General features: G+C 60.8%; 10 protein-coding genes. 9 read left to right on the top strand and 1 reads right to left on the bottom strand.

The features are described 5' to 3' along the window. Positions 1-249: 249 nt before the first annotated feature. Positions 250-696, bottom strand: coding sequence for a hypothetical protein (locus tag L981_RS15695; protein ID WP_043617817.1), 447 nt, complete (start codon positions 694-696; stop codon positions 250-252). Positions 697-1,991: 1,295 nt separating this feature from the next. On the opposite strand from L981_RS15695, the gene L981_RS15700 reads away from it, so the two are divergent. From L981_RS15700 to L981_RS15740, 9 genes are all read left to right on the top strand, one after another. Further along, the gene (locus L981_RS15700; RefSeq protein ID WP_043617819.1) at positions 1,992-3,149 is read left to right on the top strand and encodes an osmoprotectant NAGGN system M42 family peptidase; all 1,158 of its coding nucleotides are present in this window, start codon (positions 1,992-1,994) and stop codon (positions 3,147-3,149) included. A 180-nt stretch (positions 3,150-3,329) separates the two neighbouring features. Next, positions 3,330-4,886 (top strand): ABC transporter substrate-binding protein, encoded by a 1,557-nt coding sequence (locus L981_RS15705; protein WP_043617821.1) that lies wholly within the window; start codon positions 3,330-3,332, stop codon positions 4,884-4,886. A 31-nt stretch (positions 4,887-4,917) separates the two neighbouring features. Then, on the top strand, positions 4,918-5,865 hold the full coding sequence (locus L981_RS15710; protein WP_043617824.1) for an ABC transporter permease: 948 nt from the start codon (positions 4,918-4,920) through the stop codon (positions 5,863-5,865). After that, positions 5,862-7,661, top strand: a complete 1,800-nt coding sequence (locus tag L981_RS15715; RefSeq protein WP_043617827.1) for a dipeptide/oligopeptide/nickel ABC transporter permease/ATP-binding protein — start codon at positions 5,862-5,864, stop codon at positions 7,659-7,661. The genes L981_RS15710 and L981_RS15715 overlap by 4 nt, the downstream gene beginning before the upstream one ends. Next, complete coding sequence (locus tag L981_RS15720; protein WP_082006047.1) at positions 7,658-8,452, top strand: ATP-binding cassette domain-containing protein; 795 nt, start codon at positions 7,658-7,660, stop codon at positions 8,450-8,452. The genes L981_RS15715 and L981_RS15720 overlap by 4 nt, the downstream gene beginning before the upstream one ends. Before the next feature lie 4 nt (positions 8,453-8,456). Then, positions 8,457-9,257 (top strand): FadR/GntR family transcriptional regulator, encoded by an 801-nt coding sequence (locus L981_RS15725; protein ID WP_043617830.1) that lies wholly within the window; start codon positions 8,457-8,459, stop codon positions 9,255-9,257. A gap of 119 nt (positions 9,258-9,376) precedes the next feature. Beyond that, on the top strand, positions 9,377-11,152 hold the full coding sequence (locus L981_RS15730; RefSeq protein WP_043617833.1) for an N-acetylglutaminylglutamine amidotransferase: 1,776 nt from the start codon (positions 9,377-9,379) through the stop codon (positions 11,150-11,152). A gap of 1 nt (position 11,153) precedes the next feature. After that, positions 11,154-12,941 carry an N-acetylglutaminylglutamine synthetase gene (ngg, locus tag L981_RS15735; protein ID WP_043617840.1) on the top strand — a complete coding sequence of 596 codons (1,788 nt, stop codon included), beginning with the start codon at positions 11,154-11,156 and terminating at the stop codon, positions 12,939-12,941. 3 nt (positions 12,942-12,944) lie between these two features. Next, positions 12,945-15,230 carry a mechanosensitive ion channel domain-containing protein gene (locus tag L981_RS15740; protein WP_052201821.1) on the top strand — a complete coding sequence of 762 codons (2,286 nt, stop codon included), beginning with the start codon at positions 12,945-12,947 and terminating at the stop codon, positions 15,228-15,230. Positions 15,231-15,401: the final 171 nt, after the last annotated feature.

A 15,401-nucleotide genomic window follows, 5' to 3' on the forward strand; every position in this document is an offset into this window, starting at 1 on the left:
TGGCAGATTCCGATAACCGGCTTGGCGCGTCACGTGAAGGCATCCGCTTCCCCAGGCGCGCTCCTAGACTCAGCCCGCCCCAGCAGCGAACGCGACACTGTCTCGGCAATGCGTCTCATTGCCTTCCCTCACCGGGTCTACGCCCCCGTGGATCGCGGACTGTCACCAACGCCAATCGTTACCGCAAATCTCCAGTCGTCTTCGACCACGACCTGCGGATGTAGCGTGGGACGGGCCCAAGGTGGGACGTTATTCCCGCCGAAAGATGAGCAAAGCGTTCATAAGCATCGACAGCAAGCTCGGGCTCGGCTCGGCAACGGCACGAACACATTCGGCAACGGTTCCCGAGCGCACGGTTTCTCCGGAATGGCAGCTACAGACAAGCTGGTGCATTTCAAGATCGCTCAAGCCGAAGAAGCGCTTCGCCTCCCCGTAGCTGTCTCCTTGCAGGCCGGCATCCCGCAGAATGCAATCGTCAAAAGCGACGGAGATTGGCGAGCCCTCCCTCCTCAAGGCTTCTCGGAGCGAACTCGGTTGGAACTCGGTCTCAAAAAGTGTGTTGAGGCGCCGTTCGGGCATTTGATCGAGTAGTTGTGCCCACCGGATCAACCGCTGTTCCCGCGAAAGTTCAGGATGCTGGAGGTTTATGTGGAGGGCACTAATTCTGCGAAGTTGGTCTCGATCTTGGTGATCCATAGTCGCCTCCCTGTTGTTCGGGATGATCTGCAGTGCGTCAGAAACCGGCGCGAACCCTTCGCCATCGATCCCGACAGCGTCACCTCCAAAACTATATCATAGAGTGATGCTTTCCACCAATCGAACGGAAACAACCGCCCCCGCGTCTTCGAAGAGACGGATTGTCTGAAACCCTGCCCTCGGCAGGCTTGCAACCGCGACAAATGACGGAGGAACATTGTGCGAGGATCCGAGTGCCTACACGCGAGTCGAGATCCTGACACACATCTGTTCGCTGCCCTCGCGCCAATGCCCATTGATCGACGGCGGTTCGACACGCCGTCGCCGTCTCGCAGCGTTACGGCGGATTGCGACAGGAAGTAGCCAGTCTTAAAGGTGGTGATAGACGAGCGGTCCAATCGCCAGGGCAAATATGAGAACCGTCAAGCCAATGCCGATGACGGTTCCAACGCGTCTGGCAACGGGAAACTCTTCATGCTTTTCCATCGGCTTTCCCTTTTTGAAGGTGTCATCAAGAGCGTACGCTAAATCAAGCGGGCTGGCTAAATGTTATCGTTCCTTCTCGTCCGGCAGAATGTATCCGGATTGTCGTTGATCAAGCGGAGCGCAATTTCATCCTGTTGGGTGAAAGCGCTTCGATCTCCCAGCCGCCGGAACCCGTTTTTGCCGTCCGGCGATAATTCGAAGTATGCTCTCGGAGCTCGCATGGCCTGGCCACCCTTAAAAATCGCGCCGACGATCACCGAACCGCAGCCCCGCGGGTATCCGGAGGCTGCGGTTGGAGCCGCAACGTTCGTTGCAGGGACAGGAGCGGCTATCGCGAGTAAGCCCTTCGTAGATTAAAATTTCGTTCTCCTAATGTAGCGGAAGCAACGATGTCGGCGGGCCTGCCATAGCCGACCGCCGCCCCACTCCTATGTCGAGCCTGCCGGCATTGGACCCAACGAGCACTGAGCCTCGAGCGTGGCCACCATCGGCGAGCCACCGAACCTTTGATGCCCGCGTCGCGGTCGGGCCAAGGGCCGCGCAGAATCCAGTCAGCGATCGCGCCATCGACGAGATCCAAACGAACTGGGATGAGGCCGGATGGGGTTACTGAAAAGACTACCGGGCATCCTCAGCATCGTCTTGAGTGGCGCGATGGCGATGACAGCGTTCGGCCACGGCAAATGATCCGGACCCGCTTCTTTTAGGCGGTGCCAGCCGACCTCGTGCCCCGCCCACAGGCACGCAACGAGGTCATTGTTGGGGTATCGTTTATTGACTCGCACCGCCTCGGATTGCGACAAGAGGCCATGCAGCCACAAATCACCATCGATCCGGAATACCTCACGAGCAGGCTGAAAGCGCTGCTCCACATTGCGAGCCCGACCGGATTTACTGATGAGGCGGTGCGCTATGCCGCGCGTGAACTCGAAGGGCTCGGCCTGGAAGTCAAGCTTACTCGCCGCGGTGCGATCTGCGCCCGGCGCCCAGGTGCCACCGAGCGGCCTGCTCGCGGAATAGTTTCCCATCTCGACACGCTCGGGGCGCAGGTAAAGGCCCTTAAGGATAACGGACGGCTCGAACTCGTCCCGATCGGCCATTGGTCCGCGCGGTTCGCCGAAGGAGCGCGAGTCTCCATCTTTTCCGGAAAAGGGACGTATCGCGGCACGATCCTTCCGCTGAAGGCATCGGGCCATACGTTCAACGAGGAAGTTGACACCCAGCCGACGGGTTGGCGGCATGTCGAGCTGCGTATTGATGCGCTGGCGCGCGACCGAAAGGATGTCCTGCAGCTCGGCATCGATGTCGGCGATATCGTCGCCATCCATCCGCAGCCCGAGTTCCTCGAAAACGGGTTCATCGTCTCCCGCCACCTTGACGACAAGGCCGGCGTCGCCGTTATGCTTTCCGCGCTTGAAACAATGCAGCGTGAAAACATCGAAACGCCCGTCGATACCTATTGGCTCTTCACCATCGGTGAGGAGGTCGGCGTCGGAGCGTCGGCGGCCCTGGTGCCGGATATTGCCTCTCTGGTTGCAATCGACAACGGCACGACGGCTGCGGGACAGAATTCCGACGAGTTTGGCGTGACGCTTGCCATGGCAGATCAAACCGGCCCCTTCGACTATCACCTGTCGAAAAAGCTTTTCGAACTTTGCGGCCAACACGGTATCCGCGTCCAAAAGGACGTCTTCCGCTACTACCGGTCGGATGCAGCTTCGGCCGTCGAGGCCGGGCACGATGTTCGCACGGCTCTTCTTGCCTTCGGCGTCGATGCCTCACACGGCTATGAGCGCATCCACCTTCACGCCCTGATTTCGCTGGCACGTCTGGCGGTGCACTATGCGGCAAGCGAAGTTCAGATCGGGCGCGACGCGCAGGAGATCTCCAGCCTTCGTGGCTTCACGCGCCAGAAGGTGAAGCAAGCGGATCAGGATTTGAGTGCGGACGAGCCGGACGCGACCTGAGAGCCGTGTATAACGACAGGTTCGACAAGGGGTTGACTGAGCCGTGGACCGCGTAACGCGCTTCGGATCTGCGATGCACGTCTCGGCAGAACCTGCAATAAATCACTATAAATCCTTGCGCGTCGTCAATCTATCATTATAAATAGGTGCAAACGGGCCAAATCGAAAGGATCTTCCCCCATGAAGAGGCTGTTTCGGAGCGCGCTTGCGGCAGCGGTCCTTACCTTTGCTGCTGAGCAAACCGTAGCGCAGACCCCTCCCAATGTTCTCATAGTCGGCCAGATCGCCGAACCTCAATCTCTAGATCCTCATGCGGTTACGGCGACCAACGACTTTCGCATCCTCGTCAACCTTTATGACGGTCTGGTGCGCTTCAAGGACGGCACGCTGGAAGTTGAGCCAGCGCTCGCTGAAAGCTGGGACGTCTCTGAAGACGGCAAGACTTACCGGTTCAAACTGCGCGAAGGCGTGAAGTTTCACGACGGTTCGGATTTCAGCGCCGAGGCGGTGAAGTTCAACTTCGATCGCATGCTCGACAAGAATCATCCGTTCTACAATACCGGCCCCTTCCCGCTTTCCTTCAATTTCGCATCTATCTCGTCAGTAGACGTCATTGACGCCCACACGGTCGAGTTCAAGCTGAAGGAGGCGTTTGCGCCGTTCCTTTCCAACCTTGCCTATCCGACCGGGCTGATCGTTTCGCCCCACGCGGTAGAAAAGTTTGGCAAGGAATATGGTCGCCACCCGTCGGGCACCGGGGCTTTCAAATTCGGCGAATGGCTATCGAACCAGCGGGTCGTAATCGAGCGCAACGCTGACCACTGGAACGGTGCTGCCAAGCTTGACGCTGTCGTGTTTCGGCCAATTACCGACGCCAATACACGGGTGGCGGAAATGATGGCGGGCGGCCTCGACGTGATGGTGGAAGTGCCGCCGGACAATCTGGCAACTTTCAAGCAGGACGCCAATTTCAACGTCACTGAGCAGGCAGGCCCGCATGTCTGGTTCGCGATCCTCAACAACAAGGAAGGCCCCTTCGCCGACAAGCGCGTGCGCCAGGCGGCGAACTATGCGGTCAACAAGGAGACACTCGTCACCGACGTGCTGCAGGACACCGCCACGGTTGCGGCCGGCCCCATCCCGCCAGCCTTCAACTGGGTGGAGAGCGCCGTTGAACCCTATGCTTACGATCCCGAAAAGGCCAAGGCTCTCCTGGCGCAGGCAGGGGTCGAAAACGCGGAGCTGACCTTCTACGTCACGGAGGGCGGGTCCGGCATGCTAGATCCGATCACCATGGGCGCGGCCATCCAGGCGGATCTGCAAGCGGTGGGCTTTAAGGTGAAGATCGAGACCTACGAATGGAATACGTTTCTCGGCCGCGTCAATCCGGGCCTAAAAGGCAAGGCCGACATGGCCGAAATGGCCTGGATGACCAATGACCCTGACACCGTGCCCTACCTGACGCTGCGAACGGACGCCATGCCCGATAAGGGCGGCTTCAACTCCGGCTACTATTCCAACCCGGAGGTCGACAAGCTGCTGGAACAGGCACGCGCGTCGAGCGACCAGGCCGAGCGCGGCAAGCTCTACGGGCAAGTGCAGGCGATCGTGCATGAGGACGCGCCGTGGCTGTTCGTCGCCAACTGGAAACAGAACGCGGTAACGACCGCCGCTGTTCAGGGCTTCGAGCTGCAACCATCCTTCCTTCTTAACTTGCGCGGCGTCGCAAAGCCATAGCCGCGACTGGTCACAGATACCGGGAGGCTTCATGCTGGCCTATATCGTAAAACGGCTGCTCGCCGTCGTACCCGTGCTTTTCGGTCTTTCCGTCATCGTGTTCCTCGTGATGGCCTTGATCCCGGGCGACGCGGCAACGGCCATTCTCGGCTCCTATGCCACGCCGGAAAACGTCGAACGCATCAACCGGGACCTCGGCCTCGACAAGCCGCTGGTGCAGCAATACCTGATCTGGATCGGCAACTTACTGCAGGGTGATTTTGGCCGGTCCTTCACGCTCAATCGACCGGTGCTCGACGAGGTGCTGGAGCGCTTCCAGGCGACACTTATTCTGGCTGGCATATCGCTCGTCCTCTGCTCGGTGATCGGTCTTCTCGCGGGTTCCGTTTCGGCGGTACGCCAGTTTGGGTGGGCTGACAAGGCGATCACCTTCGTCGTGCTTGCCGGCATCTCCATGCCCTCCTTCTGGCTCGGCCTTCTTGCTATCTATCTCTTCGCCGTGCACTGGCGCATCCTGCCGGCGTCCGGCATGTATGCCGCTTATGGCGGCGGGGATTTCAAGGATCTTGTTCTTCACCTCATCCTGCCGGCGGCGACACTTGCGGTGGTGGCTGCAGGTGTGATCGCCCGGCTGACGCGGGGCGCCATGCTGGAGGTGCTCAGACAGGACTATGTGCGCACGGCCCGCGCCAAGGGCTTGCCGGAGCGGCAGGTGATTTACTGCCACGCCTTCCGGGCAGCCCTGGTCGGTATCATTCCCGTGATCGGGATACAGGCCGGTTTCGTGCTCGGCGGCGCGGTCTATATCGAGACCGTTTTCCAATGGCCCGGCGTCGGCGCGATGCTGGTCAAGGCGATTTCGACGCGCGATATCCTTCTGGTTCAAGGAGGGGTTCTCGTGGTCGCGGCGAGCTATGTGCTGTTCAACCTCGTGGCAGACGTGCTGCAGTCCCTTCTTGATCCGAGGATCCGCACATGAGCGCGCTCGCTGGAACGCCGGCGCGTCAGGCAGGATCCCCGCGGCCAACCGCCTGGCACCTGCTGGTCAACAACCGTCTGGCGACAGTGGGCCTGTGCCTCATCGTCGCAATCGCGCTTGTTGTCGTGCTCGCTCCGATCCTGCCGCTTGCTGATCCGAATGCCACTGCGCCCGCTAACCGCCTGAAACCGATCTTGACGAGCGGCCACCTGCTCGGCACCGATCAACTGGGCCGCGATATCCTCAGCCGGCTTGTGTGGGGGGCCCGCATATCGCTGACGGTCGGTTTTGCAGCCACGATCGTCGCCGCGATCCTTGGGTCGGCAATCGGTATTGTGGCCGGATATACCGGTGGGCGGGCCGACAATCTGATGATGCGCGGCATCGATATGCTGATGGCGTTCCCCTACATACTTCTAGCGCTCGCCGTCGTCGCAACGCTCGGCCCTGGCCTGATGAACGCGCTTTATGCCATCGCCATCGTCAACATCCCCTTTTTCGCGCGCAATGTGCGTGGAGTGACGGTTAGCTTCGCGCAGCGCGAATTCGTCGACGCGGCAAGGCTTTCCGGCAAGGGGCCATTCGCCATCGTTGTCACGGAAATCCTTCCCAATGTCATGCCCATCATCGTCATCACCATGTCGACGACGGCCGGTTGGATGATCCTCGAAACGGCGGGGCTCAGTTTTCTGGGACTTGGCGCCCAGCCTCCACAGGCCGATCTCGGTTCGATGCTGGGCGAAGGGCGTGCCCAGCTTTTCACCGCGTCGCACGTCGCAATCGTACCCGGCGTGATGATTTTCCTGATCGTCATCAGTCTAAACCTCTTGGGGGACGGGATCCGTGATGTGCTCGATCCACGTCTGCGCTCAGGCGCACTCGCCAGCTCCGGTCCGGTCACCGAAATCGCCAGTGGCCGTATCGCCCTGCCGAACACCCACCGCGATGCGGCGCTTTCGACGGAGGGGCTGGAAACCGGCTTTAGAAACGGTCTCGATATCGTGCCGGCGGTGCGCGGCGTTTCGCTCCATGTCAAACGCGGTGAATGCCTGGGCCTCATCGGTGAAAGCGGTTCGGGCAAAAGCGTCACGGCCCTGTCCATCATGGGCCTCGTCGCTTCTCCACCCGGCCTTGTGCGAAACGGCGCCGTTTACCTGAATGACGAGGACGTGCTTGCCATGCCGAAGAGCCGCCTTATCGCCAGTCGGGGACGCCGCGTCGCCTATGTCTTCCAGGATCCGCTCACAACACTGCACCCGATGTATCCGGTGGGACGCCAAGTGGAGGAGGCGATCGCAGCCCATCAGCCGATCGGCGCCGCTCAACGGCACGAAAAAGCAATCGCGCTCATCGACAAGGTGGGCATTCGGGACGCTGAAGCGCGCGCGAAGCACTATCCACACCAGCTTTCGGGAGGGCAGCGGCAGCGGGTTGGCATCGCCATGGCGATTGCAAACGACCCCGACGTCATCATCGCGGATGAGCCGACGACCGCCCTCGACGTGACCGTGCAGGCGCGCATTCTCGATCTCTTGCGCAACCTGCAGCGGGATCGTGGAATGGCACTCCTGTTCATCACCCACGACTTCGGCGTCATTTCCGAAATGTGCGACCGCGTGGCGGTTATGAAGGATGGCGAGATCGTTGAGACGGGTGACACGCGCACGGTGCTGGCCAATCCCCGTCATCCCTATACGAAGCGGCTGATCGCCTGCGTGCCGGAACTGGGAACAGGGCCCCTGTATCTCGATCGGGTGGCCGGTCTTCTCCACAGTCAAGAAAGGAGGTCTTCATGATGGCGCCTGCGATCGAGGCCCGCAATCTGTCCAAGACCTTCGGCAGCAGAGCCTTTTTCCGCACGCAGCACCAGGTCGTCGACGCCGTGAGGTCCGTCTCTTTCGATCTTGCGGCCGGCGAAACGCTCGCCCTGGTCGGAGAAAGCGGCTCGGGCAAGAGCACGCTTGCCCGCATACTCGTGGGACTCGAAGCGCCAAGTTCAGGGAACCTCAAGATCAGAGGCAAAGATACCGGCGGACTGCGGCGTAGCGGACCCAAAGCCTTCGGCAAGATGATCCAGTATGTTTTCCAGGACCCTGTCGCCTCCCTCAATCCGCGCAAGACCATCCAAGAGATTCTCGACGCCCCCCTCGCCCTGCTCAACGGCTACGCCCCGTCCCGGCGGCGCAAGCACATGGCGGACTTGCTCGACGCCGTACGGATGCCGCAGGATGCACTTCAGCGTTATCCGCATGAATTCTCCGGTGGTCAGGCGCAGCGCATTGCCATTGCAAGGGCGCTTGCGGCAGAAGCGCAAATCCTCGTTCTCGACGAACCGGTAAGCGCGCTCGACGTATCGGTGCAGGCGCAGGTGCTTCTCCTGCTTCGCGACCTGAAATCCCGCTTCGGCCTTTCTTATCTCTTCATCAGCCACGACCTTGCGGTGGTCGAGGCGATCGCCGACCGCGTCGCGGTGATGTATCGGGGTGAGATCGTCGAAATCGCATCGTCGGCGCGCCTTTTTGCCAATCCTGAACACGCCTATACACAAAGGCTTATCGCGAGCGCGCCTCGCATCGGGAGACAGTAACGGTATGTCGGGTATCGACGACAAGCAGGATCCACAGCGCGGCCAGATCAGGCGCCTTTTCACGCCCGCCGGCAAGCCAAAGCGTCGGCCCGACGCGATTGCCGATCTGATGAAGGACTATATTCGCACACAAGGCCTTGGGCCTGGTGCGCGCCTGCCCCAGGAACGCGAACTCATCGACCGGTTCAAGGCGGCGAAGGGCACGGTGCGCGAAGCGATGAAGGCGCTGGAAACCCAGGGCCTCGTCTTTACCCGCAGTGGACCCGGCGGCGGCGCTTTCGTTGCACAACCCTCCGCCCAGCGCGCCATGGAATTGATGTCGACCCATTTCTTTTTCGACCAGCCGAGCCTTTCGGACATCTACGCGATCCGCAAGGCGCTGGAGCCCGAAGTGGCCGCACAGCTCGCTGGACACATCACCGAGGCGGAGCTTGCCCTGCTAGAAAGTACGATCCGGATTTATGACCGTCCGCCGGCCGATGCTGATGAACAATATCGCCAGCGTGTGGCGGAACTCGATTTCCACTCGCAGCTCGCGCAACTTTGCCCCAATCCTCTTCTCGGGTTCCTTTGCAGCCTGATGCACAATCTGCTGCGCGACCTTCCGCTGGCGCGACGGATTTATGCCGATCCCGCACCGAGTTCGCGCGAAGAAGGCGTTTCGTTCCAATATCGTCTGATGGCGGCCCTTAAGGACGGAAGGGCCGAGGATGCGCGTCGAATCGCCGCTGAACACATGGCGTTTGCCGAGGCCTACATGCTTGCCCGCGCCGATGAGCACGAAGGATCAGCGACGGACGACTGACGACGACAACGGAACATCGGGCCGCGTCGTGCATTGTTTCCATACGACGTCAGGGCCGCGAAGATTTTCACGGCCCTGACGTCGCGTTTTGTACCTACAAAGGAGTTCTGGCCAAGTTTATGTGTGGAATTTGCGGAGAAGTCAGGTTCGACGGCGGGTCCCCGTCAGTTTCGGCAATCTCGATCATGACAGACGTTCTCGCGCCCCGCGGGCCTGATGCGTCGGGCGTCGTGGTCAGGGGAAATGTCGGGCTCGGGCACCGAAGATTACGGATACTCGATCTCTCCGACAAATCTCAGCAACCGATGGTCGATCCCGATCTTGGTCTTTCGCTCGTCTTCAACGGCTGCATTTACAACTTCCGGGAGTTGCGAGCCGAGCTCGAAGGGGAAGGATACACGTTCTTTTCTGAAGGTGACACCGAAGTCATCCTGAAGGCGTGGCATGCCTGGGGCGAGAATTGCGTGTCCCGTTTTTCCGGCATGTTCGCCTTCGTCCTTCACGAGCGCGACAGCGGCCGCGTCATCCTGGCGCGCGACCGTTTCGGCATCAAGCCGCTCTACCTGTCAATGGCGAAGAAAACGATGCGGTTTGCCTCCAGCCTGCCGGCAATCGTCAAGGCTGGTGGCATCGACACCTCGATCGACGTCCAGGCGCTGCACAATTACATGACGTTCCACGCCGTCGTGCCGCCGCCGCGCACTATTCTGAAAGGCGTGCGCAAGCTACCGCCGGCGACGATCCGCATTTACGAGCGGAACGGACGCTTCAAGGATCGCCGTTACTTCGACCCGCCCTATTGCCGCCAGGCGGGCGATACGCAAAGGGTGCGGGAGGACTGGCAGGAGCTGCTTCTCGATGCGCTGCGGACCGCCGTCAAACGCCGCATGATCGCGGACGTGCCCGTCGGCGTCTTGCTGTCCGGAGGCGTCGATTCCAGCCTGATCGTCGGCTTGCTCGCCGAAGCTGGCCAACGCGACCTCATGAGCTTTTCTGTTGGATTTCAGGAAGCCAACGGCGAGAAGGGTGACGAATTCGTCTACTCTGATCTCATCGCCCGACAGTTCGGCACGGATCACCATAAGATCTTCGTCCCTTCCGAAGCCCTGATGGAAGCGCTGCCTGGCACGATCGCGGCGATGTCAGAACCGATGGTCTCCTATGACAATGTCGGATTCTACCTGCTCTCCAAGGAGGTTTCCAGGCACATCAAGGTCGTGCAGTCCGGCCAGGGGGCCGACGAGATTTTCGGCGGCTACCACTGGTATCCGCCGCTCGTCAATTCCAATGACGTTGTCTCGGACTATGGCAAGGTGTTTCGCGACCGCTCGCATGCGGTGCTTCGAACGCAGCTTGCCGACAGCTGGATTGCCGACGAGGACGCAAGCGGCACATTGCTGGCCGAACATCTTTCGCGCCAAGGCGCCGATACGCCCGTCGATCAGGCACTGCGCCTCGACAGCAACGTCATGCTCGTCGACGATCCGGTCAAACGTGTCGACAACATGACTATGGCGTGGGGCCTGGAGGCCCGGGTTCCATTCCTCGACCACGAGCTGGTAGAACTTGCCGCGCGTATCCCGCCGGAGGAAAAGCTCCGCAACGGCGGCAAGGGCATCCTTAAGGATGTCGCCCGAAAGCTGGTCCCGAGCGAGGTTATTGACCGCAAAAAAGGGTACTTCCCGGTTCCTCAGCTCAAATATATTGCCGGTCCCTACCTCGAGATGATCCGCGACACGCTCGCTTCGCAAGCGGCCCGTGAGCGCGGTCTTTTCCGCGATGACTATCTCGAACGCCTTTTCGACCAACCGTCGCAGCACATCACGCCTTTGCGCGGTTCGGAACTCTGGCAGGTCGGGCTTCTGGAAATGTGGCTTCAGGCCCAGGGGGTGTAGCATGAAGAAAGCAGGGGGAAAATCCACGCCGCATCAACATAGAAAAGGAACGCGCGCCGTGAGCCATCGCCTGGCACAGCTGAGGATCCGTGCGCAGCCCGGGCGGCAAGTCGGCCGGCCGGTCGCATCGGAAGAGCAGACAACGGACGTGGTGCTGGATTGCGGTTGGGGCCGGCTGCTTTTTGCCCAGACGTTTTCGGACGACGAAACGCTGCTGTCGAAACTGCGCGAAGAAGCGCCATCGAGCCGGGACATCGCGTTTTATGTGCGCGATCCGCATGTGCTGCTGTCGCTTGCGCCGCAGGAGGTTTTCCTCGATCCGTCGCACACGTTCCGGCTTACCCTCTCGACGTACCGGTCAAGGACACGCCGCATGCGCGGCGTCACGATCCGTCGGCTCGCCACCGAGGCCGACGCCGACGGCATCAATCGGGTCTATGCCGCCTGCGGCATGGTCCCGATCCGCAAGGACTTCTTTTCCTCCGACAGGGACGACCGCTCGGTAACCTACTTCGTCGCGCAGGACGAGACCACCGGCGAGATCGTGGGTACCGTAACAGGCATCGACCACCAGCGCCTGTTTAACGATCCAGACCGGGGCGCGTCGCTATGGTGTCTGGCCGTCCACCCACATGCCCGCCAGCCGGGCATCGGCGAGCGGCTCGTCGCCAAGCTCGCCGAACACTTTCAAGTACGTGGCCTTTCTTATCTCGATCTATCGGTGATGCACGACAACGAGCTTGCGATAAAGCTGTACGAGAAGCTGAACTTCCGGCGCATGCCGCTTTTTGCCGTCAAGCGAAAGAACGCGATCAATGAAAAGTTCTTCGCGATGCCGCACCAATCCTACGAAACCCTTAATCCTTATGCGCGGCTGATCGTCGACGAGGCGACGCGGCGCGGGGTGCATGTGGAAATTACAGACGCCGAAGGCGGCTTTTTCAGGCTCTCACATGGGGGCCGCTCAATCCACTGCCGCGAGAGCCTTTGCGAGCTGACCTCCGGCGTCGCTGTGGCGATCGCTGACGACAAAGCGATCGCTCGCCGGACCGTCGCCTCAGCCGGCCTTGCCGTCCCCGACCAGATCGAAGCAGGTGATGATAGGATGCTGCTCAAAGCCTTTCTCGGAAAGCATGGCAAGTTGGTGGTCAAGCCCGCGCGTGGCGAGCAGGGCCGAGGCGTTTCGGTCGGGATTACCACATTGAAGGCGCTCGACGAAGCGATCGCGCAAGCGCGCGGAGTTTGCGAGCGGGTCCTTTTGGAAGCGTGCTTTGATGGACAGGACCTCCGTCTCGTAATCATCGACTTCAAGCTGGTTGCCGCGGCCGTGCGCTGCCCGCCGCGCGTCATCGGCGATGGCCGCAGCACAATCGCCAGGCTCATTGAGATGCAATCGCGACGGCGCCAGGCCGCAACGGGCGGCGAGAGCCGAATTCCGCTCGATCGAGAAACGGATCGTTGCCTCGCCGAACAGGAGCTCGATCTTGGAACAGTTCTTGAGGAAGGACGTGAAGTTACCGTGCGCGGGGCGGCCAATCTCCATACGGGCGGGTCGATCCGCGACGTTACCGACACCGTCCATCCCGAGCTCGTCTCTGCTGCGTGCCGCGCGGCGCGAGCGATCGACATACCCGTCGTCGGTATCGACTTTATGGTCAAAGACCCCGGCGAACCGGAATACGTATTCATCGAGGCCAACGAGCGGCCTGGCCTTGCCAATCACGAACCCCAACCCACAGCGGCGCGTTTCGTCGATCTGTTGTTTCCCGGCACGCGCGCGACGGTGTAGACCATGATTTTGTCCTTGCTACGCACGACCTTCCTTCTCGCCGTCCTCGTCTGGGCGGGCGTCATGCCGGCCTCCGCGCAACAGCCGGCATCCCCCGGCACCACACAGGAGCAGCCGGTTGATGCCGCCAAGCTGCAGGAGCTCATCGATATACTGCGCGACGACAACACGCGTCAGACCCTCCTCAATGAGCTGCAGAAGATTGCCAACGCCAAGGTCGGCAACAAAGAAGCGCCCGTTGCTGCGCCGGATGACTCGCTCGGCAAGCAGATCGCCGACGTGACGCGCCAATTCGCCGAAAGGGCAATCTCCTCAGTGATCGTGTTCTCCGGCCAACTGGCGGCAGCGCCAGCGACGTTTTCGAGCCTCAACGGCGCCGAAGGCGAGGTGCTGTTGCGTGCAATACGTGACCTTGCGCTCGTGATCGCCGTCACCTACGGCGTCTTCGCAACCCTGAGATTGATCACCCGTCGGATCGACCGGTCCTTCGGGGTGCGTGCCCTGACCGCCGGGCTCCTCGAAAAAATCTTCCTGGTCACGGCGTCGGCGGTCCTTGACGTCGGCATCGTCATCGTTGCCTGGGGCGCGGGATATCTGGCGGCGCTAACGGTCTTTGGCGAGCTGGGGCGCATGGATATACAACAGACACTCTACCTCAACGCATTCACCGTGGTGCAACTGGCGAAGGTTGTCGTTAGAACCGTACTGTCTCCCTTCGTCCGCGAGCTTCGCCTTATCCGGATTTCCGATGAGGCCGCCCGGCGGACAAGCCGGGTCCTTGCCTGGATTATCAGTATACTCGGATATGGCCAGTTGCTTCTCCAGCCCATTCTCTCGCAGGCCGTATCTGCCGCCTCCGGGCAAGCCGTGTCCGCGCTCGTTGCCCTCGTCGCTCTCATCAGCGCGATTTCTGCGACACTCATGAACCGGCGCGCCGTTACGGAGTGGCTTTTGGCTACCCCGGGCGGCAGTCCCCGCCACCGCGGGCTCGGCTTCATCGCGGCGCGTTGGCATTGGCCCGTGCTCGTCTACTTCGCCTTCCTGTTTTTTGTGGTGTTGGTCGGACCGACGGAGCGGCTTTTTTCGGTGCTGGGAGCAAGTGCCCAGGCATTCGCCGCCATCATCATCGGTTTCGTCCTTGCGGATTGGTTGGGTCGCTCCGTGAGGAAGGGCGTAAGTCTGCCAGAAAACGTAAATCAAAGGCTTCCGCTTCTCGAGCGGCGCGTCAACGGTCTCGTGCCCCGCTTCTTGACACTGCTGCGGACGGTCATTCTGGCAACGGTGCTCGGCTTCGTCCTGACAGCAATTGGCATTTTCGATATGGCCGCCCTCGTCCAATCGCGCCTGGGCCTCGCGTTCACCGGTGCGCTCGCGTCAGTCTTGGTTATCGTGCTCGTCGCATATCTTTGCTGGTTGGCGCTGACCTCCTGGGTGGACTATCGGCTTAATCCCGCCTTTGGCACCGTCGCGACGTCGCGCGAGACGACGCTCCTGACGCTCCTGCGAAACGCCGCCACGATCGCCATCGTCGTGATCGCCCTGATGTTCTCGTTGTCTCAGATGGGGCTCGACATCGCACCGCTGCTTGCCTCTGCCGGCGTGCTCGGTCTTGCCATCGGCTTCGGGGCGCAAAAACTCGTGCAAGACGTCATCAATGGCGTATTCATACAGTTGGAAAACGCGATCAATGTCGGCGATGTCATCACCGTGGGTGGCACGACTGGAACTGTCGAGCGGCTTACCATTCGGTCCGTCAGCCTTCGCGACGTTCAAGGAGCCTATCACATCATCTCCTTTTCGTCCGTTGACATGGTGACGAACCTGATGCGTGACTTTGCCTATCACGTCGGGGATGTCGGCATCGCATATCGAGAGGATGTCGAAGACGCGAGGGAGGCGATGTTCGTAGCGTTCGAGGAACTGCGCGCGGATCCTGAGCTGAAAGGCGCCATTATCGGCGATATGGAGTGGTTCGGTGTCCAGGAGCTCGCCGACAGCGCCGTGATCATCCGCGTGCGGATCAAGACGCTGGCGGGTAAGCAATGGAGCGTCGGTCGCGCACTTAATGGCGCGGTCAAGCGCGTCTTCGACGCCAGGGGGATTGAGCTTCCCTTCCCACACCAGACGATCTACTTCGGCGCCGACAAGAACGGAGACGCGCCGGCCGCAATCGTTTCGATGCGAGGACGGGTACCCGCTGGCGCGCGCACCAAACACGGCGAAAAATTGGCCACATCTCAGCACGAAGCATTGTCCTACGACCGGTCCGAGGAGGAGACCGTGACGTAGCCGCAGCGCAAGACGAACTTCCACCCCACGCTATTGGGTGCTATCGCTCCGAATTGTCAGGCCGGTGGATGCCCGCCGGCCCGACACGCATGCAGACTTGTGTGTGCGCAGGGCGGTCAATAAACCCGTAAGCATCCGGTGAAGGCCGCAGGTCATGCGGCCTGAGCGTTC

It is taken from the genome of Ensifer sp. ZNC0028, assembly GCF_000799055.1.
Classification (GTDB): Bacteria; Pseudomonadota; Alphaproteobacteria; order Rhizobiales; family Rhizobiaceae; genus Ensifer.

Bases quoted from the DNA above. Each gene is read 5' to 3' on its own strand.
- L981_RS15695 (WP_043617817.1), bottom strand. From the start codon at position 696: ATGGATCACCAAGATCGAGACCAACTTCGCAGAATTAGTGCCCTCCAC.
- L981_RS15700 (WP_043617819.1), top strand. From the start codon at position 1,992: ATGCAGCCACAAATCACCATCGATCCGGAATACCTCACGAGCAGGCTG.
- L981_RS15705 (WP_043617821.1), top strand. From the start codon at position 3,330: ATGAAGAGGCTGTTTCGGAGCGCGCTTGCGGCAGCGGTCCTTACCTTT.
- L981_RS15710 (WP_043617824.1), top strand. From the start codon at position 4,918: ATGCTGGCCTATATCGTAAAACGGCTGCTCGCCGTCGTACCCGTGCTT.
- L981_RS15715 (WP_043617827.1), top strand. From the start codon at position 5,862: ATGAGCGCGCTCGCTGGAACGCCGGCGCGTCAGGCAGGATCCCCGCGG.
- L981_RS15720 (WP_082006047.1), top strand. From the start codon at position 7,658: ATGATGGCGCCTGCGATCGAGGCCCGCAATCTGTCCAAGACCTTCGGC.
- L981_RS15725 (WP_043617830.1), top strand. From the start codon at position 8,457: ATGTCGGGTATCGACGACAAGCAGGATCCACAGCGCGGCCAGATCAGG.
- L981_RS15730 (WP_043617833.1), top strand. From the start codon at position 9,377: ATGTGTGGAATTTGCGGAGAAGTCAGGTTCGACGGCGGGTCCCCGTCA.
- ngg (WP_043617840.1), top strand. From the start codon at position 11,154: ATGAAGAAAGCAGGGGGAAAATCCACGCCGCATCAACATAGAAAAGGA.
- L981_RS15740 (WP_052201821.1), top strand. From the start codon at position 12,945: ATGATTTTGTCCTTGCTACGCACGACCTTCCTTCTCGCCGTCCTCGTC.